The organism is Anaeromyxobacter paludicola (assembly GCF_023169965.1).
In the GTDB taxonomy this organism is placed as follows: Bacteria; Myxococcota; Myxococcia; order Myxococcales; family Anaeromyxobacteraceae; genus Anaeromyxobacter_B; species Anaeromyxobacter_B paludicola.
The window spans coordinates 2,567,769-2,587,776 of record NZ_AP025592.1 but is presented as its reverse complement, the minus strand read 5'-3'; the positions used below and the strand labels follow the sequence as shown (position 1 = coordinate 2,587,776).

Here is a 20,008-nt window from a genome sequence, read left to right as displayed (position 1 = left end):
GGCGCGCCGCGCCAACGGGGCCCGCTGATCCGAGGGGCTCATGGCGGCGCTCCGCAAGGCGCCCTCCGCCCACCCAGGCGCTCCGCTCCGCAGCCGTGGCGGCGAACGGGGCTCTCGGCCGCGGGATGGAGGGTCCGCCGATTCAAGAGCGGGTGCCGGTTCGTGGAGAGGACGGTGCGCGCACGTCGATGGTCGCGACGGCGTCAGGGCGGTGACCGGTTGGAGCGGCGCCGGTAACGCGAGGCCTGTCCTGCCACTCGCCCTACACCGGCGCGCCGTCCGGGAGGGCGGTGACGGGGAGCGACGGCGGCCCCATCGCGCCGCGCAGGTCGGCAGCGCCAGCCCTTTCGATCTGGCGCTCTCCTGGGCCGGGCCGATGAGTCGCTTCAGGCCGCCGTTCGCAGCAACCACGTCCGCGGCGGCGCCACCAGCCGCTCGAGTCCGCCGAACCAGCGCGGTGGGCCCCAGGCCACTCGCGCCGCGTCCGCCTCGCCACGGCGCCGGAACGCCGCCGACGAGAACGGGTCCACCAACCCGCGCGGCAGTGGCTCGCCCCGGCGCCGCGCGTGCGAGGCGAAGTTGCCGAGGACGTAGGCGAGGGCGCGCTTCACCTCCGACGGCGTCCGGAGCACGTGGGCGTGGTAGCGGTCGTCGAAGACCTGGCCGCGGGTGCCCATGAGCCGGTTCAGGCCCATGGCGAGCCGGACCGCGAGCGAGCGCGCGCCCTCGGTGAGCGCCGACTTGCCCTGGACCTCCGCGAGGAGGTGCAGGTGATTTCCCTGGACCGAGAAGTGGACCACCCGGAAGTCGCGCCGTGCCGAGGCGAGCCCGAGCAGCGCGCGACCGATGACGCGGAAGGCCCGGCGGCTGCGCAGGTTCCAGACGCCGGCTCTCGGCCGGAGCGTCAGGTGGACGGGGTGGCGCGGGGAGAGCTCGGCGCGCACGGCGTGGGAGGCACCCGCCTTCACCCTGTTCTTCGGCTTGCGCCCGGCGCCGCGCCGCGCGCCGCCGTGGGAGCGAAAGGCGAGATCGGCCTGGCGGGAACGGCGGGTGCGGTGCGAGCGCGAGGGCATGAGTGCATCATGCCACGAGAACGGAACAGGCGTTCAGGTCCGCTTGGGTCGGTCCGTCGAACTTGCTCTTGAATTGGCGGACCCTTGTGCATCAGGCCGAAGGCATGCTCGCCGGAGGGTCGGGGCAACCGGAGCTGCCAGCTATCCCGCTAGAACGAGGCGTGCGGCGCACGCGTAGCTCTCAGGGCACGATGTCCAGGACGAAGACGTCGCTGTCGTTGGAAGTCGTGAGGCCACGTCCAAAGTCGAAGCTCCCGGTCCAGTTGCCCCCGACGAGCACGTCGTGATCGCGGATGGCGATGCCGTAGACCGTCGCGGGCACCGCTCTGGACCAATGAAAGGCGCCGGCGAGATCGTAGTACCTCACGCTCGAATCGTCGGAGATCACGGACCTGCCGTCGGAGAGCACCCGGAGCTTGCCGCTCAGGACCGCGGCGCGCCCAGGAGGATCGACCGCCAGGAGCCCTGCGGGAAGCTCGAGCTGCCTCGCCCATCGCTCCTGCCCGCCCTGTTCGTAGGTCACGAGGAAGCCGGCGTAGTCGCCCGTTCCAGCTACGCCATGGTCGAGACGGTCCGCTCCGAACTGCCCCGAGCCCCGGAAGAAGCCCGACGCGACGACCGTGCCGAGGGCGCTGGCACCGATCCCGGCGACGGAGCCGGTGACCGGCAGTCGCTGCTTCCAGATCACGCTTCCCGAAGGGTCCAGTTTGACCACGACGGGTTGCGCCACCGCTCCGTCCGCGGCGCGCCCCGACTGCCCGAGGGGAACGAATTTCCCGTTTGCCGTCGCGCCGCCGCAGACGATGTTCCCCTGGGGGTCGAAGGCGGCCGCCCAGCAGCCGGAGTCATAGAGCGGGGTGCTGGGATTCTTCGTGGAAAAGAGCGCCAATATGGTTCCGTCTGCCCGGACCAGATCGATGTCTGTCCCCCCTCCTCCAGACCAATCGAGCAGCTGTAGGATCGTATCGCCGTCAGCGCTCGCCGCGAGCAGGTACGCTGAGCATCCGTTGTCGGATTGCGTGCACGTGTCGAGTACGCTCCCAAAGCTTCCGTCCGCATTGAGGCGCACGACCACCGCCGAGACGGTATTGCCAGGGTTGCTTCCCAGCAGGAGCCCGGCCGAGCTGAACTCCGAAAGGTAGAGCCTGTCGTCCGCGCCGACGATGAGGTGGCCGCCAACCAGACTCCCGCTCAGCTGCCAGGATTGCGCGGTCGTCGTCCCGGAGTCCGCGACGCGAGACAGCGTCAGCGCAGTCCTGTCGCCTCCGTACCAGAGCGCAAATGCCTGGCCTTCTTTCGTGGCCCCAATCCCGAACAGCAGATCGTCGCCCGGCCTCGACAAGATCTGTACCCACCTCGCGTCCCCGGGATTCGGCACGGCACCGGAAGTTGGAGTGGGCGAAGGGGAGGGGGAGGGCGCCGGAGCGGGCGTGGGTGACGGAGCGGGAGCGGAAGTGGGCGCGGGGGTCGGCGTCGGAGCGGGCGTCAGCGTCGGAACCGGGGACGGCGTCTGGCTAGGCACCGGTGTCGGCGCAGGGGCGGAGGTCGGCTCGGGCCCGGGCGTTGGCGTCGTGGTAGGCGCCGCCGTCGGTGTAGCGGTCGGCGTCGGGGTCGCGCTCGTGCCGGTGACGCCGCCTCCTCCTCCACAAGCCAGGCCGAGCCACAGGAGCGCGCAGAGCGAGAACCGAAGGGCAGGAGACATTGGGATTCCTCCCGATTAGCCGCCGCCAGTACGCGCCCCCTCCGCCATTGATCGCAATAGGCGAGAGCTCCCTCGATACACACACGAGCAGCAGTCCTGACCCTGATTCTCGTATTCACTCTGCGGGCGTGCCGGACACGGTGCCAGCCGCGTCGCCGGAGCAGCGCGGGACGAGAGCGGCGCCCGGCTGCAGTTCGCTACGTCAGCGCCGCCGGCGGCGCGGGGAGCCGCCCGGCGCGCGCCAGCGCCTCGGCCAGCACCTCCGCCACCACGGTCACGAGCTCGGTGCAGAAGGCGTGGCGCGGCTCCGACTGGAACACCGGGAACCGTCCGGTCAGGTCGTTGCAGACGAGGGTGGCGGCCCCGCCCCGGTCGAGCCGCCGCTCCACCTCGGCGGCGTACCAGGCGACCGCCTCGCGGAGCGCCGGCGTCACCGGTCCGGCCGGCTCGGGGTCGCCGAGCAGCTCGCCGAGGACGAGGAGCCCGGCCTGCACGGCGCCGCAGCGCCCCTCGCCGGTGAGGCCGCCGCGCCGCAGGGCGCCGTAGGGGCGGGTCGGCACGCCGAAGGTCTCGGCGATCGCGATCCCGCAGCTCCGGTGCGGCACCGCCTTGCCCTCGTAGACCAGCCGCGCGCGCTCGCGCAGCGCCTCCACCAGCTCCCGATCGTTCATGGCCGGATCGTACCACGTGGGAAATGGCCTTCGCAGCCGGGCGGGAGTATGAGCCGGGGCATGGACGGCGCTCCGAAGCGGCTCTCCCGCCGGCTGGTGCTCGAGCTCCTCGCGGCGGCGCCGGTCGCCGCCGGCTGCGCCCTCGCCGGCCGGCAGCCGCCGGGCGAGGCGGAGCCGCGGCCGGGCCGCGCCGCGCCCGCCGCGCCGGCGCAGGACCCGCTCCGCGCCATCCGCGACCAGCCGCTCCCGGCCGACGCCGAGCCGGCCTTCGTCTTCCGGGCGGTGGCGCCCGCCGAGAGCCCATGAGCGACCCGGGGGAGGAGCTGCTCTACGCCGGCGTCGCCGAGCTCTCGCGCCGGCTGCGCTCGCGCGCGCTGTCGCCGGTGGAGCTGTGCGAGGCGGCGCTCGCGCGCGTCGAGGCCTACGCCCCGAAGCTCCGCTGCTTCGTGACGGTCACCGCCGAGCGGGCCCGCGAGGACGCGCGCCGCGCCGAGGCGGAGCTCGCGGCGGGGCGCTGGCGCGGGCCGCTCCACGGCGTCCCCTGCGGCGTGAAGGACCTCCTCGACACCGCCGGCATCCGCACCACCTGCGGCGCCCGGCCCTACGCCGACCGCGTGCCGCGCCGCGACGCCACGCTCGTCTCGCGGCTGCGTGAGGCCGGGGCGGTGCTCGTGGGCAAGCTCTCGCTCATCGAGCTCGCCGGCGGGCTCGGCTACCACCAGGCCGACGCCGCCCTGAACGGCGCCTGCCGCACGCCGTGGGACCCGGCGCGCTGGGCGGGCGGCTCGTCCTCCGGCTCCGCCGCGGCGGTCGCGGCCGGGCTCGTCCCCTTCGCGCTCGGCTCGGAGACCTGGGGCTCCATCACCTGCCCGGCGGCCTTCTGCGGCGTCACCGGGCTGCGCCCCACCTACGGCGTCCTCTCGCGCAAGGGGGCGATGGCGCTCTCGTACACGCTCGACAAGCTCGGCCCGCTGGCGCGCTCCGCCGAGGACTGCGCGCTCGTGCTCGGCGCGCTCGCGGGGGCGGACCCGGCCGATCCGACCAGCATCGCCGCGCCGCCCGGGCTCGCGGCGGTGCGGCCGGCGGCCGGCCGGGGGCTGCGCGCGGCGGTGGTGGAGCTCCCGGAGAAGCCGGTGGTGGCGCCGGCCACCGCCGCGGCCTGGGAGAAGGCGCTCCTCGCGCTCGAGCGCGCCGGCCTGAAGCTCGAGCCGGTCCGCTTCCCCGACTTCCCCTGGGAGGACCTGGCCACCCTCTTCATCGAGGCCGAGGCGGCGAGCGCCTTCGAGGACCTCATCCGCAGCGGCCGCACCCGGCAGCTCGCCGACCGCACCCACCAGGAGAAGAAGCCCGAGGACTACCAGCCGCTCGCGAACGCGGCCGACTACGTGCGGGCGATGCGGCTGCGCGGCGAGGGGCAGCGGATCCTGGCCCGCTTCCTCGAGGGGCGGGACCTCGTCCTCGCGCCCAACATGCCCTGGGTCGCGCCGCTCGTCTCGGAGAGCCTCGACCTGCTCTTCGAGGGGGTCCCGGATCCGGTCGGCGCGGCCGGGAACCTCTGCGGGCTGCCCGCGGCGGCGCTGCCGATGGGCTTCGCCGGGCCGGGGAAGCTGCCGGTCAGCCTGCAGCTCGTCGGCCGCCCGCTGGAGGAGGCGAAGGTGCTCTCGGCGGCGGCGCTCTTCCAATCGGTCACCGACCACCACCGGCAGCGGCCACCGCTCGCGCTCCTGTGATAGAGGGCTCTCCCATGCTGGTCCACGCCACGGCGCTCCTCGCCTACGTCCTCTCCATCCTGGCCATCGTCCTCTGGATGCCGGCGCTCCTCCTCGTGCTCGCGGTGACGCTGCCCTTCGACCGCAACCGGCGCGTGGCGGGCCGCTTCCTGCGCTTCCTGGCGGTGTTCATCGCCCACACCTTCCCGTACTGGAAGGTGCGCGTGGAGGGGCGGTGGCCGGCGGGGAAGGGGGCCTACGTGGTGGTCTCGAACCACCAGTCGATGCTCGACATCTTCCTCATCTCGCACCTGCCGCGCGAGATGAAGTGGATCGGCAAGGAGTCGCTCTTCAAGATCCCGTGGGCCGGCTGGATGCTGCGGCTCTCCGGCGACATCCCGGTGAAGCGCGGCGACGCCGCGAGCGGCAAGGAGGTCATGGCGAAGGCGCGCCGCTACCTCGACCGCGGCATGCACGTCATGATCTTCCCCGAGGGGACGCGCACCCGGACCGGCAAGCTCCTGCCGTTCAAGTCGGGCGCCTTCCGGCTCGCCATCGAGGCGGGGGTGCCGGTGCTGCCCATCGCGGTCTCCGGCACGGCGGAGGGGATGCCGGCCGACGGCCCCTGGGTGCGGCCGGCGAGCCCGACCGCGCGGATCCTCGCGCCGATCCCGACCGCGGGGATGGGGCCGGGCGACGTGGCCCGGCTGCGCGACCTCGCGCGCGCCCGCATCGCCGAGGCGCTCGGGGAGACGGTGACGGCGCAGGGGCCGGAGGGCGCGGGCGACTCCTCCCGGGCCGGGTAGCTAACCCTCGGTCCGCCGCCGCCGCGCGATGGCGGCCGCCTCCGCCTCCTCGGCCTCGAGCGCCTGCAGGCGGGCGTGGCTGGCGGTGTCGGTGATGAGCCGCGAGCCCCGCTCGAAGGTCACGTAGCTCCAGGCCCAGTGGGCGAGCACCGCGAAGCGGTTGCGGAAGCCGATGAGGAAGTAGATGTGGACGAGGAGCCAGGCGAGCCACGCCAGGATCCCGGAGAGCCGGATCCCGGCGAACTCGGCCACGGCGGCGGCGCGGCCGATGGTCGCGAGCGATCCCTTGTCCCAGTAGCGGAAGGGCTGGCGCGGCTTCCCCTCCAGGCCGGCGAGGACGTTCCGCGCCACGTGCCGGCCCATCTGGATCGCGGCGGGCGCCACGCCCGGCACCGGCCGCCCGTCGGGGCGCGAGATGGCGGCGAGATCGCCGGCCACGTAGAGCTCGGGGTAGCCCGGGACGGTGAGGTCGGGCATGACGCGCACCCGGCCGGCCCGGTCGAGCGCCACGCCGAGCGAGCGGGCGACCGGCGAGGCGGCCACGCCGGCGCCCCAGAGCACGGTCCGCGCCGCGAGGTGCTCCTCGCCGAGCGTGACGCCGCTCGCGTCGATGCGCGAGACCGGCGTGCCGGTGCGCACCTCCACGCCGATCTTCTCGAGCTGCCGGCGCGCCTTCTCCGAGAGCGGCTCCGGGAACGGCGGGAGCACCCGCGGCGCCCCCTCCACCAGCACCACCCGCGCGGCGCCCGGGTCGATGCGCCGGAAGTCGCCGCCCATGGAGAAGCGGGCGATCTCGGTGAGCGCCCCGGCGAGCTCGACGCCGGTCGGGCCGGCGCCCACCACCACGAAGGTGAGCCAGGCCCGCTGCCGCGCCGGATCGGGCTCCCGCTCCGCCATCTCGAAGGCGGTGAGGATGCGCCGGCGGATCTCGATGGCGTCCTCGAGCGTCTTGAGGCCCGGGGCGTAGCGGGCCCACTCCGGGTGGCCGAAGTAGGAGTGGGTGGTCCCGGCGGCGAGCAGGCAGTGGTCGTAGGCGAGGCTGCGGTCCCCGAGCAGCACCCGGCGCGCCACCGGGTCGATCGACTTCACGTCCCCGAGGAGCACCTCGACGTTCTTCTGCTTGCGGAAGACGTGGCGCACCGGCGCGGCGATGTCGCCGACCGAGAGCGTGGCGGTCGCGACCTGGTACAGGAGCGGCTGGAAGAGGTGGTGGTTCTGGCGGTCGAGGAGCGTGATGCGGACCGGGGCGCGCGAGAGGGCGCGGGCGCAGTAGAGGCCGGCGAAGCCGGCGCCGACGATCACCAGGTGCGGGCGCTCTGCCATGGGAGGGCCGGTTATAGCGCCGCGGGCCGGCCGGGGGCGGGTGGATTTGCTAGCATGGGGGCATGGCCATCGCGCTCGGCTACGGACGCGCGCCGCTCGTGCTCCCGGAGGGCTTCGGCTCGGAGGTGCTGGCGCTGCCGCCGCCGCCCGCCGTGGACGTGGAGCGGGCGCTCGAGGAGGCCCTCTCGCGGCCCGTGCGGAGCCCGCCGCTGCGGGAGCTCGCGGCGCAGGCGAGGCGCGCCCTCGTCATCGTCTCCGACGCCACCCGCGACGAGCCGCGGGCGGCCCTCTACGCCGCCGCGCGGCGGGAGCTCGCGGCGCTGCCCGACGAGCGGATCGCGCTCGCGATCGCGACCGGCACCCACGGGCCGGCGCCGCTCGAGGCGCTGGGGCTCGAGGAGGCGCTGCGGCGGCACCCGGTGGTGAACCACGACGGCCGCGACGCGGCGGCGGTGGTGGACGTCGGGCGCACCGCGCGCGGCACCCGCGTCCGCGTGAGCCGCGCCGCCCTCGAGGCCGACCTGGTCGTCGTCACCGGCCGCGTGAAGCCGCACTACTTCGCCGGCTGGGGCGGCGGGGCGAAGGGGCTCTTCCCCGGCCTGGGCTACGTGGACGACATCCGGCAGAACCACCTGCTCAAGGCCGACCCGGCCTCGTCGCTCGGCCGCGCCGACGGCAACCCCTGCCGCGAGGACGTGGAGGAGGCGGCGCGCCTCGTGAAGCGGCCCGCCTTCCTGCTCGACGTGGTGGAGCTCTCGGGCGCGGTGATGGGCGCGGTCTCGGGAGAGCTCGTGGCCGCGCACCGCGAGGCGGTGCGGCTCGCGCGCCCGTTCTGCGAGGCGCGGGCGAGGAAGGCCGACGTGGTGGTGATCTCGGCGCCGCTCCCGGTGACCGCGAGCCTCTACCAGGCCTCGAAGCTCCTCCCCCCGGCCGGCGCCTTCCTCGAGGACGGCGGGGTGGTGGTGCTCTGCGCCGAGTGCCCGGAGGGGATCGGGCCGGGCGGCCCGGAGGTGGTGAACCGGGCCATCTTCGAGCTGGGGGTGCGGCGCTACCTGCCGCCCCGCTGCGCCGTGCTGCTCGTCTCGGGGATGGCCCCGGAGGTGGTGGCGACGAGCTACGCCCACTACGCGCCCGGCCTCGAGGCGGCGCTCAGCGAGGCGCTCCACATCCGCGGCCGCGACGCCCGGGTGCTCGTCATCCCCGACGGGAGCGACCTCGTCCCGGCGGTGGGCTGACGCCGCCCGGTCGTGGTGGTACGCTCCCCGGTCCCGTGACCCAGAACGAGACCCACGCCTTCCGCTCCGTGCCGCGCACCGGTGTCATCTACGTGACCACCGAGGCGACCAAGCGCGGCTTCTCCTCCGCCAACCCCGACTGGTGCAACCTCGGGCAGGGCCAGCCAGAGACGGGCGACCTGCCGGGCGCTCCCCCGCGCGTCCACACGGTGAGCATCGACCTCGACGACCAGGAGTACGCCCCGGTCGCCGGCATCTGGGAGCTGCGCGAGGCCATCGCCGGGCTCTACAACCGGCTCTACCGGCGCGGGCTGCCGTCGCAGTACTCGGCCGAGAACGTGAGCGTCTCCGGCGGCGGGCGCGCCGCGCTCACGCGGGCCGCGGCGAGCCTCGGGCACGTGAACCTCGGGCACTTCCTCCCCGACTACACGGCCTACGAGGAGCTGCTCGACATCTTCAAGGCCTTCACCGCCATCCCCATCCTGCTCGAGGGGGACCGCGGCTACGCCTTCACGGCCGACGACCTGCGGCGCGAGGTCGAGGGGCGCGGCCTCTCCGCCATCCTCGCCTCCAACCCCTGCAACCCCACCGGCAAGCTGGTGCAGGGGGAGGAGCTGCGGCGCTGGGTGGAGGTGGCGCGCGAGCTCGACTGCTCCATCCTGCTCGACGAGTTCTACTCGCACTACGTCTGGACCGGCGAGCCGGGCCAGCTGCCGGTCGAGAGCGCCGCCCGGTTCGTGGAGGACGTGAACCAGGACCCGGTGATCCTCTTCGACGGGCTCACCAAGAACTGGCGCTACCCGGGCTGGCGCTGCACCTGGACCATCGGCCCGAGGAAGGTGATCGACGCCGTCGCGAGCGCCGGCTCCTTCCTCGACGGCGGCGGCTCGAAGCCGCTGCAGCGGGCCGCCATCCCGCTCCTCGCCGACGACCACGTGGCCGCCGAGACCCGCGCCATCCACCAGGCCTTCGGCGCCAAGCGGCTGCGGCTCCTCGCCGGGCTCGAGAAGCTCGGCGTGCGCATCGACCGCGCGCCGGACGGCACCTTCTACGTCTGGGGCAACGTGGAGGCGCTCCCGCCGCCGCTCAACGACGGCATGGGCTTCTTCCGGGCCGCGCTCGAGCACAAGGTCATCTGCGTGCCCGGCGAGTTCTTCGACGTGAACCCGGGCAAGCGGCGCGGCAAGCACAGCGCCCGCTACAAGAGCTACGTGCGCTTCTCGTTCGGGCCCGGGATGGCCACGCTCGAGCTGGCGCTCGGGCGGCTCGAGAAGATGATCCGCGCGGCGGGCGGGTAGGGGCCAGCACTCCCCCCTGCCCCGCACGCCGCGCGGGCGCTTCGCCTCACCACTCCGACTTCTGGGCCTCGATGAGCTGCTCGAACCAGAAGTCCGGGTTGGTGAGCTTCGTCACCTCGGCGTCGGAGTAGCCGAGGCTGCGGAAGTCGAGCACGCCGTTCGGGCCGTGGCAGTTGGAGCAGTTGAGCGCCTTGCCGCGGGTCACGAGGTGGTTGCTGCCGAAGTAGACGGTCTGCCAGCCCGGCACCGCCTCCTTGGCGACCCGCTCCGGCTCCTTCATCCCGAGGGTCCGGGCGGCCGACGCCACGCCGGCGCGGGTGTCGCCGGTGGCCATGGGCGGCGCGAAGTCCATCGAGAGCAGCTGGCCGGTGCCGCGGTCGTAGTAGGCCTTCCCCATGTAGATCTTGAACGGGTAGATCTTGCTCTTCCCGTCCTTGCGGCTGCCGTGGGGCCCGATGAACCGAGGCTCGTTGCGGACCGTCTTGTCGTACCAGGCGTAGACCGGGGTGGTCTCGTTGGCCTCACGCTTGAGCGTGGTCGGCTCGTAGAACTGGTCCGAGCCGCGCGTCCACTCGGTGAAGTCCTTGGCCACCGCCCCGCCGGTGCGGGGAATGTGGCAGGTCTGGCAGGCGATCCGGGCGACGTGCCGGTTGTAGTCGGCGCTCTTGTGCGGCTTCTCGCCGTGGCAGTCGGTGCAGGCCACCCGCACGCCGTCGTTGGCCCAGTTGTTCGGGTCGAAGCCGGTGGGGATGCGGTGGTCCTTCGACCCGTGGCAGTCCACGCAGACCATGCCCCTGGCGGCGTGGACGTCGTTCTCCTTGTTGAAGGCGAACCCGCGCTTCACCAGGACGCCGCCGCCGGCCGACTCGTGGCAGAACATGCAGTTCTTGACGGTGGGCTTGCCGACCGCGAGCGCCGCCTGCGTGCTCCGGTCCTGGCCCATCAGCACCCGGCCCTGCGGGTCCTTGTACGGCTTGCGCTGCCGCAGGTCGTAGGCGCTGGAGTGGCAGATGAGGCAGTCCACGGCCGCCTCGGCCGCGGGCCCGGTGCTGCCGACGCCCTCGAGGTGGTTGCCGGGGTGGCAGGTGTTGCAGCCGGTGAGCTTGGTCTTGCCGGCGGCGTTCTTCGGGATCTCCTTCAGATCGTTCACCACGTCGTTGCCGTTGCACATGGTGTAGATGCGATCCTTCATCCCGTGCTCGACCTTCGGGTCGAGGTGCTCCACGTTGTCCACCTTGGAGGCGTGCTTCCAGTGGACCGTGCCGAGGATCTCCTTGGCCTTGCCGGGGTGACAGGCCTCGCAGGTGGAAGGACCGCGGTAGCCGTCCTTCTCGATCTGCGCCCGGCCGGGGTGCTCTCCGGCCCGGGCGCCGCCTGCCCAGATCAGCGCGGCGAGCGCCGCGCCGAGTCGTGCCAGGTTGTTCATTGGTGCGTGCTCGTTCCCGGGACCGTCAGCAGCCGGCCGTCTTGCGGAAGTAGGTGCTGACGTTCTTGCCCTTCTTCACCTCGTACCGGCAGCGGATCTCGTCGCCCTCGTTGATGCGGTGATCCTTGAACTTGTCGAGGGTGAGGTCGTCGTGGACGGTGATCTCCACCGTCTTGTCGGTCTTGACGTCCCGAAGCGTGGCGGTGGCGACCTTGGCGTCCTGCCCGGCGATGTCGATCTTGGTGATGACGCCCACCATCTTGGTCTCGTCGGCGCGGGCGACGCCGCCCAGGGCGAGGACGACCAGCATGACGCGGACTGCGGCGAGGACGACTGCGGCTGCTCTCTTCATGACGTTGCTCCTCCTGACTGCGTGATGCGGAGACGGGAAGGGCGGGGAGGGGGCTCGCGCCCCCTCCCCGCCCGGGGACGACTAGAGCTTCACCTCGAACGTCGCGTAGATGTCGTGCGCCGACTTGAGGGGCGCGAACATCTGGGCGTTCATCGGGCTCGCCGCGAGGTCGGAGATCTTCACCGGCGCGCCGACCCAGTTGTTGCTGCCGGTGTAGGTGAAGTCGTAGTACTGGTAGCCGAGCCGCACGAAGGTCTTGGCGTTGAACGAGGAGATCGGCTGGAGCGGGAGCTCCTGGATCAGGTACGCCTCGTAGACGTTGCCGCGCGTGCCGAGCTTGCTCGTCCACATGTCGTCGGCGGCCGGGTCGAACGGCATCCAGAACTCGGAGCCGTGGTTGTACTCGGCGCCGATCTTGGTGCCGGTGGGCAGGTCGTAGCGGAGGCCGGCGTAGACCGACCAGCCGGTGTGGCCGCTGGTGTCGGGGCCGTTCACGAGGAGGCCGGCGCCGGAGTCGGGCGAGCCCGCGCCGGCGAGGAGCGCGTGGTTCCCGTTCGGGTGGGTCATGCTGAGGCCGCCGCTCGCGAACGAGGTCAGGTTGCCGGGGCCCACCTTCTTGAGCGTGCTGAGGAGGCCGACGCCGATCCAGTCCATGTCGCCGAGCTGGTTGCCGACGGCGTTCGGGTTGTCGAAGATGTTGAAGCCGCGGTTGTACTGGAAGTCGATGCGGAGCGGGTCGGTGTCCACGGGCACGAGCTGGAAGCCGAGCATCTCGGTGTCGTTGAGCGAGTTGCTCCCGCTGCCGTAGCCGGCCTCGAAGCCGCGGCCGTAGCAGATCTTGCCGAAGGCGCCGGGGAGGGCGTCGATCTCGGGGGCGACCCCGAGCGTCATGCCGTCGAAGGCGTAGTCCACGAGCAGGCCGGGCACGCCGCCGTTACCCGGGCGGTCGCCGTTCTGGCGGACGTGGGTGGGCGAGCCGCCGGTGGAGGGGCGACGACCGACCGAGAACCAGATCGGCTGGCCGCCGATGTTGTTCCAGGTCGCGTACACCTGGTCCACGCGCAGGGTGTTGTCGATCGGCACGTGACCGATGGTGCCGTCGAGCGTCTGCATCCGGTCGGCGAAGAAGCCGGCGTTCACGGGCGCCGACGTCTCCATGCCGAAGACCTTGTACATGAGCAGGCGGGCCGAGATGCTCACGTCCTGCGTCGCCTTGGCCTTGAGGTTCAGGCCGAAGCGGTTGGTCATCAGCGTGTCGTTCTTCGGGTCGAACCCGGGCGCGGCGACCGGCATCGAGGTCGGGCCGGTGTACTGGTAGTAGTTCGGCACCGAGCCGCCCAGCGAGTCGATCCGGAAGCGGTAGTCGCCGCCGATCGTCAGCCAGTGGCTGAGGGACTTGTCCTCGTCCTTCTTGACGCGCTGCTCGAGGGCTTCGACCTTCTTCGTGAGGTCGTCGATCTTCTGCTGCTGCGCGTCCTCGGCGCGAGCCAGCGGCGCGCCCGCGAGGCTCGTCAGCGCCGTCAGCGCGAGCAGTGCTGCGATCGGTCTAGGCATTCTCTTTCTCCCTGGGATCACTCGTTGAAGGGACCGCATGGGGCGTGAGGGTGCACGGGCTGTGCCCCGGGGAAAACGGCCTGATTCCAGGGGGATCGCGCCGGCGCGCCGGCAGGGACGCGACGAGAGGTTTCAGCGAGACGCGACGCGACGTTTCACGGCGCGACGCGACGTCCCAGGAAGGGCGCTTCTCGGGAGGAGCCACCGAGGCACTCCCTCCCCGCTCGGGCGGGGAGGGCGGGGGAGGGGCGGCCACGGTGCAGGGCGCCGGGCCGCCTGGGTCGCCGATGCTCGACCGGTGCCGCGGGGGCCGCCGGGAGCCCACCGCTGCGGTGCTCGCTGCGGCGGCTCCGCCGGGTCGCTGCCAGGCGAGCGGCGCCGCGGGCGCAGGGCGCTCGAGCCCGCTGCGGCTCCGATCTGGCTAGGGCGTGAGGCTCCGGCTACGGCGTGGCACGGGGGAGCGGCGCTGCCATCGTGTCACGCGGTCCGATGCCGGCGGGCGCCCGCCTGCGCTGCGCGCCTCGGGAGGGCTCCCGTCGGCCTGGGTTGCGGCGCTGACTGCGATGGGCGCGCCGGCCGGGTGCTCCGCCTCGCCCCCTCCCTGTCCCTCTCCCGCTCCGCGGGAGAGGGGAAGATGGGCTCGGGGTGGGCAGCTCGCGCGAGGGGCTCCGGCGCACTCCTTCCCCGCCGGGCGGGACCCCGAGGGACTGGCGCACTCCCTCCCCGCCGGGCGGGACCCGAGGGGCTCCGGCGCACTCCGGCGGCCAGGACGACCGCGCGGCGGGATCAGTGCCGGTGCTCGTGCTTCTCCGCCGGGTCGTGGGCGTGCCCGGCCTCGCGCTCGTGCTGGTGCTCCTCGGCCTTCGCCTCGCCGTGCTCGTGCGGGTGCTCGTGCACGTGCGCGTGCGGGTGGCTGTGCACCGTCCCGTCCGCGTGCGTGTGCTCGTGCGAGTGGGTGTGCTCGTGGGAATGGGCGTGCCCGTGCATGTGCGCTCCCTTCCCCTGGACGATAGGCCGGCGCTGCTCCTCGAGCCACGCGAACCACTCGGCCAGCCCCTCCCCGGTGCGGGCCGAGACGCGCAGCACCTTGGGGTTCGGCATGACGCGGGAGATGGCGTCGTCGATCCGGGCGAGGTCGATGTCGAGGTGCGGCACGAGGTCGCACTTGGTGACCAGCACGAGATCGGCCTTCTGGAACATCACCGGGTACTTGATGGGCTTGTCCTCGCCCTCGGTCACCGAGAGCGCCACCACGTTGGCCGCCTGGCCGAGGTCGTAGATGGCCGGGCAGACGAGGTTGCCCACGTTCTCGATGAAGAAGACGTCGGAGCGGTCCCAGGGGAAGCCGTCGAGGGCGTGGTGCACCATCGCCGCGTCGAGGTGGCAGGCCTGGAAGGTGGTGATGGCCTTCGACGGGATGCCGGCCTTCTCGAGGCGGCGGGCGTCGTTGTCGGTGGCGAGGTCGGCCGACACCGCCGAGAGCTTCAGCCGCCCCTCGGCGAAGCGGCTCGTGGCCTCCAGCACCGCCGTCTTGCCGGCGCCCGGCGAGCCCATGAGGTTCAGCGCCAGCACGCCGTGGCCGAGGAAGTGCTCCCGGTTGTGCGCCGCCTGCCGGTCGTTGCCGGCCAGGATCTTGTCGTGGAGCTCCACCGGGACGAGCTCGGTGTCACCGCAGCCGCAGGTCGTGCACATCTAGGGCACCTCCAGCTCGACTCGGTCGAGCGTCAATCCGTCGGAACCTTCGCCCATCTTCGCGGGCAGATCGCAGGCGGGGCAGCGCAGCACCGCCCCCTTCTCGATGGCCTTGCCGCAGGCCGGGCAGCTCCAGGTGGCCGGGACCACGCGCACCGTGAGCGCCGCCTTCTCGCAGACCGTCCCCTGGCGGAAGGTCTCGAAGGCGGTCCGGAAGAGCTCCGGGTCGACGCCGCCGAGCTCGCCCACGGAGACCGTGAGCGCGTGCACGGCGAGGGCCCGCTGCTTCTGGACCTCCTCCTCGATCCGCTCCACCACCGCCTGGACCAGCGAGTACTCGTGCATCAGCAGATCCGGGGGAGCGGCTCGCCCTCGATCTCGGCGAGGAGGCGCCGGCCGAAGCCGGTGTCCACGATCACCTGGCCGGGCCGCTCGGCGACCGCGGCGCCGATGATCGCCGCCTCGCGGCCGAGCGGGTGGGCGCGGAGCGCGGCCAGCACCTTCTCGGCCGAGCCGGCGCGGACGCCGATGACCGCCTTGCCCTCGTTGGCGACCACGAGCGGGTCGATGCCGAGCATCTCGCCGGCGGCCCGCACCTCGGCGTGCACCGGCAGGCTCTGCTCGTCCACCACCACGCCCACCTTGCCCTTCTCGGCGAACTCGTGGAGCACCGAGGCGACGCCGCCGCGGGTCGGGTCCTTCATCGCCACCACGTCGTCGCCGCCGGCGTCGAGCGCGGCCCGGACGAGCCGGTTGATGGGGGCGACGTCGCTCCGGAGGTCGCCCTCGATGTCGAGGCCGTGCCGGCGCGTCATCACCGCCATGCCGTGGTCGCCGATGGCGCCGGTGACGATGAGCTTGTCGCCGGCGCGCAGGCCGGCGTCGGTCACCACCCGGCGGGTCACCGCGAAGCCGGCGGTGTTGAGGACGATGCCGTCCACCTCGCCCTTGCCCATCACCTTGGTGTCGCCGGTGACGATGTTGGCGCCCGACTCCCGGCAGGCCTGCTGCATCGAGTCGCGGATCCGCTCCAGCTCCTCGCGCGGGAAGCCCTCCTCGATGATCACGGCGCAGGTGAGGCCGAGCGGCTCGGTCGCGCCCATCATGGCGAGGTCGTTGACGCAGCCCGAGATGCTGAGCCGGCCGATGTCGCCGCCGGGGAAGAAGCGGGGGTGGACCACGTGGCTGTCGGTGGTCATCACCACCCACTGGTCGCCGACGCGGATGGCCGCGCCGTCGTCCATGGCGGCGAGCCCGACCCCGTCCTCCACCGGTCCGCCGAGCCCGAGGAACACCTCCTCGATGAGCCGGCGCATCGCCCGCCCGCCCGCGCCGTGGCGCAGGCCCACCCGATCCGCTGCCGACATCTACCCCACCTCCTTCAGGTCCGGGACGCCGCCGTACTGGTGCCAGATCTTGCAGGTGCCCTCGGAGGAGACCATGCAGGCGCCCACCGGCGACTCGGGCAGGCACTCCTTGCCGAAGAGGGCGCAGTCCTTGGGCGACTTGAAGCCAGCCATGATCTCGCCGCAGATGCAGCGCTCGGCGAGCTTGGGCGGCGCGTAGTCCCAGAGCGACCTCACGTCGATGTCGAAGCGGCGGCGCGCGTCCACCGCGGCGAACTCGGCCTTGAGCCGCAGGTTGCCGTCGGGGATGACGGCGATGCCGCGCCACTGGCCGCCCACCGGCTCGAACACCTGCCACAGCATCTTCTGGGCCGGCAGGTTGCCCGGCCCGGTGACGCAGCGCGGGTAGCAGTTGGCGACGTCGTGCTCGCCGTGGCGGATCATCTCGACCGTCTTGAGGATGGCCGCGAGCACGTCGAGCGGCTCGAAGCCGGTGACCACGATCGGCATCCGGTACTTCTGCGCCATGGGGCGGAAGCAGTCGCACCCGGTGATGATGGCGGCGTGCCCGGCGGCGAGGAAGGCCTCGACCTTGGAGCCCGGCATGCCGGCCACGATCTCCATCGCCGGCGGCACGTACTTGTGGGCCGAGAGCACCGAGAGGTTCTTCGGCAGGCCGCGCAGGATGGCGGCGGCGGTGGCCACCGCGGTGGTCTCGAAGCCGGAGGAGAAGAAGACCACCTCCTCGTCGGGGTGGGCCCGCGCGATCTCGAGCGCCTGCTCGACGCCGTAGACGATGTCCACCTTGCCGCCGTCGGCCTGGGCGTCGCCGAGCGACTTCACCGTGCCCGGCACCTTGAGCATGTCGCCGTAGGTGAGGACGCGGCAGCCCTGCTTCGCGAGGGCCACGCCCTCGTCGATCTCCGGGGCGTCGGTGACGCAGACCGGGCAGCCCGGGCCCATGATGAGCGAGATCTGGCGCGGCAGGACGGCGCGGATGCCGAAGCGGGCGATCGACTGCTCGTGGCTGCCGCACACGTGCATGATGGTGATCTCGTCGCGGCCGATGGCGTCCACCTCGCGCTGCAGCGCGGCGGCGAGGGCGCGGGCCTTCTCGGGATCCCGGAACTTGAGCTGCTGCGCCAGCTCGGCGGGGGAGGCCATCAGGCCTTCTCCTTGCCGGCGGCCATCTCGCCGATCACGTCGGCGGCCATGAGGTCGTCCTGGGCCACGTCCTTCAGGATCTGGTCGAACATGGCGAGGGTCTCGCCCACCTCGTCGGGCGGGATGCGCCGGATGGCGAAGCCGACGTGGTTGAGCACGTAGTCGCCCACCGACACCGGCTCGTCCACCACGTCGAGCCGGAGCTCCTTCTTGACCCCGAAGAAGTCCACCGTGGCGTTCATGCCGTCGATGGCGAGGACCTTACCGGGAACGCCGAGACACATTCACGACCTCCTGCCGCCGGGGCGCTGCCCGGGGTCCTGCGTGGAAACGGCCTGCGCGACCACCGCCTGCCCGAGCGCGATCCCGCCGTCGCCCGGCGGGATGTGCCCGTGCAGGTATACCCGAAAATCGGGCGCGAGATTCCCCAGCAACCGCTCCGCGAGCCGGGCGTTCTGGAAGCAGCCGCCCGAGGCCACGACCGGCAGGCCGCCCCGCTCCCGCGCGGCCCGGCGCACCAGGGCGGCGGCGGCGGCGGCGAGGGTCTCGTGGAAGCGCGCGGCCACCGCGGGCGCGGGCGCGCCGGCGAGGAGGTCCTCCACCAGCGCGCGGACGGCGGGGCGCAGGTCGAGCTCCCAGGGCGCGCGCCCGTCGTCGATCCGGAACGGGTAGGCGCCGCGCTCGGCCGGGTCGGCGGCCCCCTCCAGCGCCATCGCCACCTGCCCCTCGTGGCGGGCGCGGGCGCGCCCGAGCACGAGCGCGCCCGCGGCGTCGAACCACCTCCCGGCGCCGTGGGCGAGGGGGCTGTTGAAGCCGCCGCGGATCATCCGCCGCACCAGCTCCACCTCGGCCGGCGGCAGCCCGCGGAAGAGCGGGAGCGCCTCCAGCGGCGGCGCGCCGTCGAAGGCGTCGTCGAGGGCCGCCAGGGCCACGCGCCAGGGCTGGCGCACGGCGGTGTCGGCGCCGGCGAGGGGCAGGGGGCGCAGGGTCGCGAGCCGCTCGTAGCCGGCGTAGCCCGCGAGGAGCAGCTCGCCGCCCCAGCTCGAGCCGTCGGGCCCGAAGCCGGTCCCGTCCCAGGCGAGGCCGAGGACCGGGCCCTCGAGCCCGTGCTCCGCCATGCCGGCGGCGACGTGGGCGTGGTGGTGCTGCACGCCGACGGCCGGGATCCCGAGCTCGGCCGCGCGCCGCAGCGCGTAGGCCGTGGAGAGGTACTGCGGGTGGAGGTCGTGGGCGAGGAGCGCGGGCCGGGTCTCGAGGAAGCGCTCCAGCCGCGCCACGGCCGACTCGAAGCTCTCGGTGGTCTCGAGGTTCTCGAGGTCGCCGATGTGCGGGCCGAGCCAGGCGGCGTCGCCGAGGCCGATGCAGAAGGTGTTCTTGAGGTGGGCGCCGCAGGCGAGCACCGGGCGCTCGAAGCGCGCCGGCGCCGGGACCGCCCGGGGCACGTAGCCGCGGGAGCGGCGCATCACCAGCGGCCGGCCGGCCACGACGCGGGCCACCGAGTCGTCGCAGCGGGTCTCGATCTCGCGGTCGTGGACCAGGAAGAGGTCGCAGATCCCGCCGAGCCGCTCGAGCGCCTCGGCGTTGCGGTAGGCGATCGGCTCCTCGGAGAGGTTCGCCGAGGTCATCACCAGCGGACGGCCCGCCTCGGCGAGCAGGAGGTGGTGGAGCGGCGCGTACGGCAAGAGCAGCCCGACGAGCGGGGTGGCGGGGGCGATGCCGGCGGCGAGCGGGGAGGGCTCGCGGCGCCGGGCGAGGACGATGGGGCGCTCCACCGAGGCGAGGAGCTCCCGGTCGGCGTCGGTGAGGTGCGCGAGCGCCTCGGCGGCGTCGAGGTCGGGGACCATCACCGCGAGCGGCTTCTCCTCGCGGTGCTTGCGGGCGCGCAGGGTCGCGACCGCCTCCGCGCTCGTGGCGTCGCAGGCGAGGTGGAACCCGCCCAGCCCCTTCACGGCCAGGATCTTGCCGTCCGCGAGGGCGCGGCCGGCCTGGCGGAGGGCGGCGTCGCGGTCCGCGAGCGGCGCGCCGCCGGGCGCGAGCAGGGTGAGGTGCGGGCCGCACACCGGGCAGGCGTTGGGCTCGGCGTGGAAGCGGCGGTCGGTGGGGGTCTCGTACTCGCGCCGGCAGTCGGGGCAGAGCGGGAACGCCGCCATGGTGGTGAGCGGCCGGTCGTAGGGGACGCCGCGGGCGATGGTGAAGCGCGGGCCGCAGTTGGTGCAGTTGGTGAACGGGTAGCGGTGGCGCTTGTTCGCCGGGTCGGCGAGCTCGCGCAGGCAGTCCGGGCAGGTGGCGAGGTCGGCGGGGATGGAGACGCGGAGCTCGGCCGAGGCGCCGGTGCCCTCGCTCTCCACGATGCGGAAGTCGGGCGCCGGCTCCGCCGGGATGGGGGCGACCTCGACCGCGTCGAAGCGGGCCGCGGGCGGCTTGTCGGCCTCGAGCCGGGCCAGGAAGGCGTCGAGGTCGGCCGGAGCGCCGAAGGCCTCGATGGTCACCCCGCGGGCGTCGTTGCGGACGCGGCCCCGGATCCGGCAGGCGCCGGCCACGCGGAAGACGAAGGGGCGCATGCCGACGCCCTGCACCGTCCCGCGGATCGCCACGCGCCGCCCCTCGACGGCGGGGGACGGCGGAGGTGGGGCGAGGGTGGAGGGCATCGGGGCGGT

18 protein-coding genes are annotated in these 20,008 nt (G+C 73.3%); 5 read left to right on the top strand and 13 right to left on the bottom strand.

Going from position 1 to position 20,008, the window contains the following annotated elements:
- Positions 1 to 386: 386 nt before the first annotated feature.
- The 3 genes from AMPC_RS11805 to AMPC_RS11795 all read right to left on the bottom strand — a co-directional run bounded on the left by AMPC_RS11805 (position 387) and on the right by AMPC_RS11795 (position 3,446).
- Positions 387 to 1,073, bottom strand: a complete 687-nt coding sequence (locus AMPC_RS11805) for a hypothetical protein (RefSeq protein WP_248340904.1) — start codon at positions 1,071 to 1,073, stop codon at positions 387 to 389.
- Positions 1,074 to 1,254: 181 nt separating this feature from the next.
- Entirely contained in the window at positions 1,255 to 2,415 is a 1,161-nt protein-coding gene (locus AMPC_RS11800) for a hypothetical protein (RefSeq protein WP_248340902.1), read from the bottom strand.
- A 557-nt stretch (positions 2,416 to 2,972) separates the two neighbouring features.
- Positions 2,973 to 3,446, bottom strand: a complete 474-nt coding sequence (locus tag AMPC_RS11795) for a C-GCAxxG-C-C family (seleno)protein (RefSeq protein WP_248340900.1) — start codon at positions 3,444 to 3,446, stop codon at positions 2,973 to 2,975.
- Positions 3,447 to 3,506: 60 nt separating this feature from the next.
- Here AMPC_RS11795 and AMPC_RS11790 point away from each other — a divergent pair, with 60 nt between their 5' ends.
- The 3 genes from AMPC_RS11790 to AMPC_RS11780 are packed head-to-tail and all read left to right on the top strand — an operon-like array spanning position 3,507 to position 5,961.
- Complete coding sequence (locus tag AMPC_RS11790) at positions 3,507 to 3,752, top strand: hypothetical protein (protein ID WP_248340898.1); 246 nt, start codon at positions 3,507 to 3,509, stop codon at positions 3,750 to 3,752.
- Complete coding sequence (locus tag AMPC_RS11785; RefSeq protein WP_248340896.1) at positions 3,749 to 5,176, top strand: amidase; 1,428 nt, start codon at positions 3,749 to 3,751, stop codon at positions 5,174 to 5,176. The genes AMPC_RS11790 and AMPC_RS11785 overlap by 4 nt, the downstream gene beginning before the upstream one ends.
- A 14-nt stretch (positions 5,177 to 5,190) precedes the next feature.
- A complete protein-coding gene (locus AMPC_RS11780; RefSeq protein ID WP_248340894.1) occupies positions 5,191 to 5,961 on the top strand; it encodes a lysophospholipid acyltransferase family protein in 771 nt (256 codons plus the stop codon).
- On the opposite strand, the gene AMPC_RS11775 is transcribed toward AMPC_RS11780, so the two are convergent.
- Complete coding sequence (locus AMPC_RS11775; RefSeq protein WP_248340892.1) at positions 5,962 to 7,284, bottom strand: NAD(P)/FAD-dependent oxidoreductase; 1,323 nt, start codon at positions 7,282 to 7,284, stop codon at positions 5,962 to 5,964.
- Positions 7,285 to 7,346: 62 nt separating this feature from the next.
- Here AMPC_RS11775 and AMPC_RS11770 point away from each other — a divergent pair, with 62 nt between their 5' ends.
- Together AMPC_RS11770 and AMPC_RS11765 are read left to right on the top strand one after the other, a co-directional pair.
- On the top strand, positions 7,347 to 8,519 hold the full coding sequence (locus tag AMPC_RS11770) for a lactate racemase domain-containing protein (RefSeq protein WP_248340890.1): 1,173 nt from the start codon (positions 7,347 to 7,349) through the stop codon (positions 8,517 to 8,519).
- 35 nt (positions 8,520 to 8,554) lie between these two features.
- Positions 8,555 to 9,817: a pyridoxal phosphate-dependent aminotransferase gene (locus AMPC_RS11765; RefSeq protein ID WP_248340888.1), complete on the top strand. Its 1,263-nt coding sequence runs from the start codon at positions 8,555 to 8,557 to the stop codon at positions 9,815 to 9,817.
- A gap of 46 nt (positions 9,818 to 9,863) precedes the next feature.
- Here AMPC_RS11765 and AMPC_RS11760 read toward each other — a convergent pair whose 3' ends face one another.
- From AMPC_RS11760 to hypF, 9 genes are all read right to left on the bottom strand, one after another.
- The gene (locus AMPC_RS11760) at positions 9,864 to 11,243 is read right to left on the bottom strand and encodes a cytochrome C (RefSeq protein WP_248340886.1); all 1,380 of its coding nucleotides are present in this window, start codon (positions 11,241 to 11,243) and stop codon (positions 9,864 to 9,866) included.
- 25 nt (positions 11,244 to 11,268) lie between these two features.
- A complete protein-coding gene (locus AMPC_RS11755; protein ID WP_248340884.1) occupies positions 11,269 to 11,595 on the bottom strand; it encodes a hypothetical protein in 327 nt (108 codons plus the stop codon).
- Between the two features lie 81 nt (positions 11,596 to 11,676).
- Positions 11,677 to 13,149, bottom strand: a complete 1,473-nt coding sequence (locus AMPC_RS11750; protein WP_248340883.1) for a DUF3373 domain-containing protein — start codon at positions 13,147 to 13,149, stop codon at positions 11,677 to 11,679.
- Positions 13,150 to 13,935: 786 nt separating this feature from the next.
- Positions 13,936 to 14,841 carry a hydrogenase nickel incorporation protein HypB gene (gene hypB, locus AMPC_RS11740; RefSeq protein WP_263009620.1) on the bottom strand — a complete coding sequence of 302 codons (906 nt, stop codon included), beginning with the start codon at positions 14,839 to 14,841 and terminating at the stop codon, positions 13,936 to 13,938.
- Positions 14,842 to 15,186, bottom strand: a complete 345-nt coding sequence (locus AMPC_RS11735; RefSeq protein ID WP_248340881.1) for a hydrogenase maturation nickel metallochaperone HypA/HybF — start codon at positions 15,184 to 15,186, stop codon at positions 14,842 to 14,844.
- Positions 15,186 to 16,208 carry a hydrogenase expression/formation protein HypE gene (gene hypE / locus AMPC_RS11730; protein ID WP_248340879.1) on the bottom strand — a complete coding sequence of 341 codons (1,023 nt, stop codon included), beginning with the start codon at positions 16,206 to 16,208 and terminating at the stop codon, positions 15,186 to 15,188. The genes AMPC_RS11735 and hypE overlap by 1 nt, the downstream gene beginning before the upstream one ends.
- Entirely contained in the window at positions 16,209 to 17,351 is a 1,143-nt protein-coding gene (hypD, locus tag AMPC_RS11725) for a hydrogenase formation protein HypD (protein WP_248340877.1), read from the bottom strand. It abuts the gene before it with no gap.
- Complete coding sequence (locus AMPC_RS11720) at positions 17,351 to 17,635, bottom strand: HypC/HybG/HupF family hydrogenase formation chaperone (RefSeq protein WP_248340875.1); 285 nt, start codon at positions 17,633 to 17,635, stop codon at positions 17,351 to 17,353. The genes hypD and AMPC_RS11720 overlap by 1 nt, the downstream gene beginning before the upstream one ends.
- A complete protein-coding gene (gene hypF, locus AMPC_RS11715) occupies positions 17,636 to 19,945 on the bottom strand; it encodes a carbamoyltransferase HypF (RefSeq protein ID WP_248340872.1) in 2,310 nt (769 codons plus the stop codon).
- Between the last annotated feature and the right edge of the window lie 63 nt (positions 19,946 to 20,008).

Excerpts from the sequence above, each read along its gene's own strand:
- AMPC_RS11775 (WP_248340892.1), bottom strand. The coding sequence starts at position 7,284 with ATGGCAGAGCGCCCGCACCTGGTGATCGTCGGCGCCGGCTTCGCCGGC.
- hypB (WP_263009620.1), bottom strand. The coding sequence starts at position 14,841 with ATGTGCACGACCTGCGGCTGCGGTGACACCGAGCTCGTCCCGGTGGAG.
- AMPC_RS11795 (WP_248340900.1), bottom strand. The coding sequence starts at position 3,446 with ATGAACGATCGGGAGCTGGTGGAGGCGCTGCGCGAGCGCGCGCGGCTG.
- AMPC_RS11755 (WP_248340884.1), bottom strand. The coding sequence starts at position 11,595 with ATGAAGAGAGCAGCCGCAGTCGTCCTCGCCGCAGTCCGCGTCATGCTG.
- hypD (WP_248340877.1), bottom strand. The coding sequence starts at position 17,351 with ATGGCCTCCCCCGCCGAGCTGGCGCAGCAGCTCAAGTTCCGGGATCCC.
- AMPC_RS11780 (WP_248340894.1), top strand. The coding sequence starts at position 5,191 with ATGCTGGTCCACGCCACGGCGCTCCTCGCCTACGTCCTCTCCATCCTG.
- hypE (WP_248340879.1), bottom strand. The coding sequence starts at position 16,208 with ATGTCGGCAGCGGATCGGGTGGGCCTGCGCCACGGCGCGGGCGGGCGG.
- AMPC_RS11720 (WP_248340875.1), bottom strand. The coding sequence starts at position 17,635 with ATGTGTCTCGGCGTTCCCGGTAAGGTCCTCGCCATCGACGGCATGAAC.
- AMPC_RS11770 (WP_248340890.1), top strand. The coding sequence starts at position 7,347 with ATGGCCATCGCGCTCGGCTACGGACGCGCGCCGCTCGTGCTCCCGGAG.
- AMPC_RS11785 (WP_248340896.1), top strand. The coding sequence starts at position 3,749 with ATGAGCGACCCGGGGGAGGAGCTGCTCTACGCCGGCGTCGCCGAGCTC.
- AMPC_RS11805 (WP_248340904.1), bottom strand. The coding sequence starts at position 1,073 with ATGCCCTCGCGCTCGCACCGCACCCGCCGTTCCCGCCAGGCCGATCTC.
- AMPC_RS11760 (WP_248340886.1), bottom strand. The coding sequence starts at position 11,243 with ATGAACAACCTGGCACGACTCGGCGCGGCGCTCGCCGCGCTGATCTGG.
- AMPC_RS11735 (WP_248340881.1), bottom strand. The coding sequence starts at position 15,186 with ATGCACGAGTACTCGCTGGTCCAGGCGGTGGTGGAGCGGATCGAGGAG.
- AMPC_RS11790 (WP_248340898.1), top strand. The coding sequence starts at position 3,507 with ATGGACGGCGCTCCGAAGCGGCTCTCCCGCCGGCTGGTGCTCGAGCTC.
- AMPC_RS11750 (WP_248340883.1), bottom strand. The coding sequence starts at position 13,149 with ATGCCTAGACCGATCGCAGCACTGCTCGCGCTGACGGCGCTGACGAGC.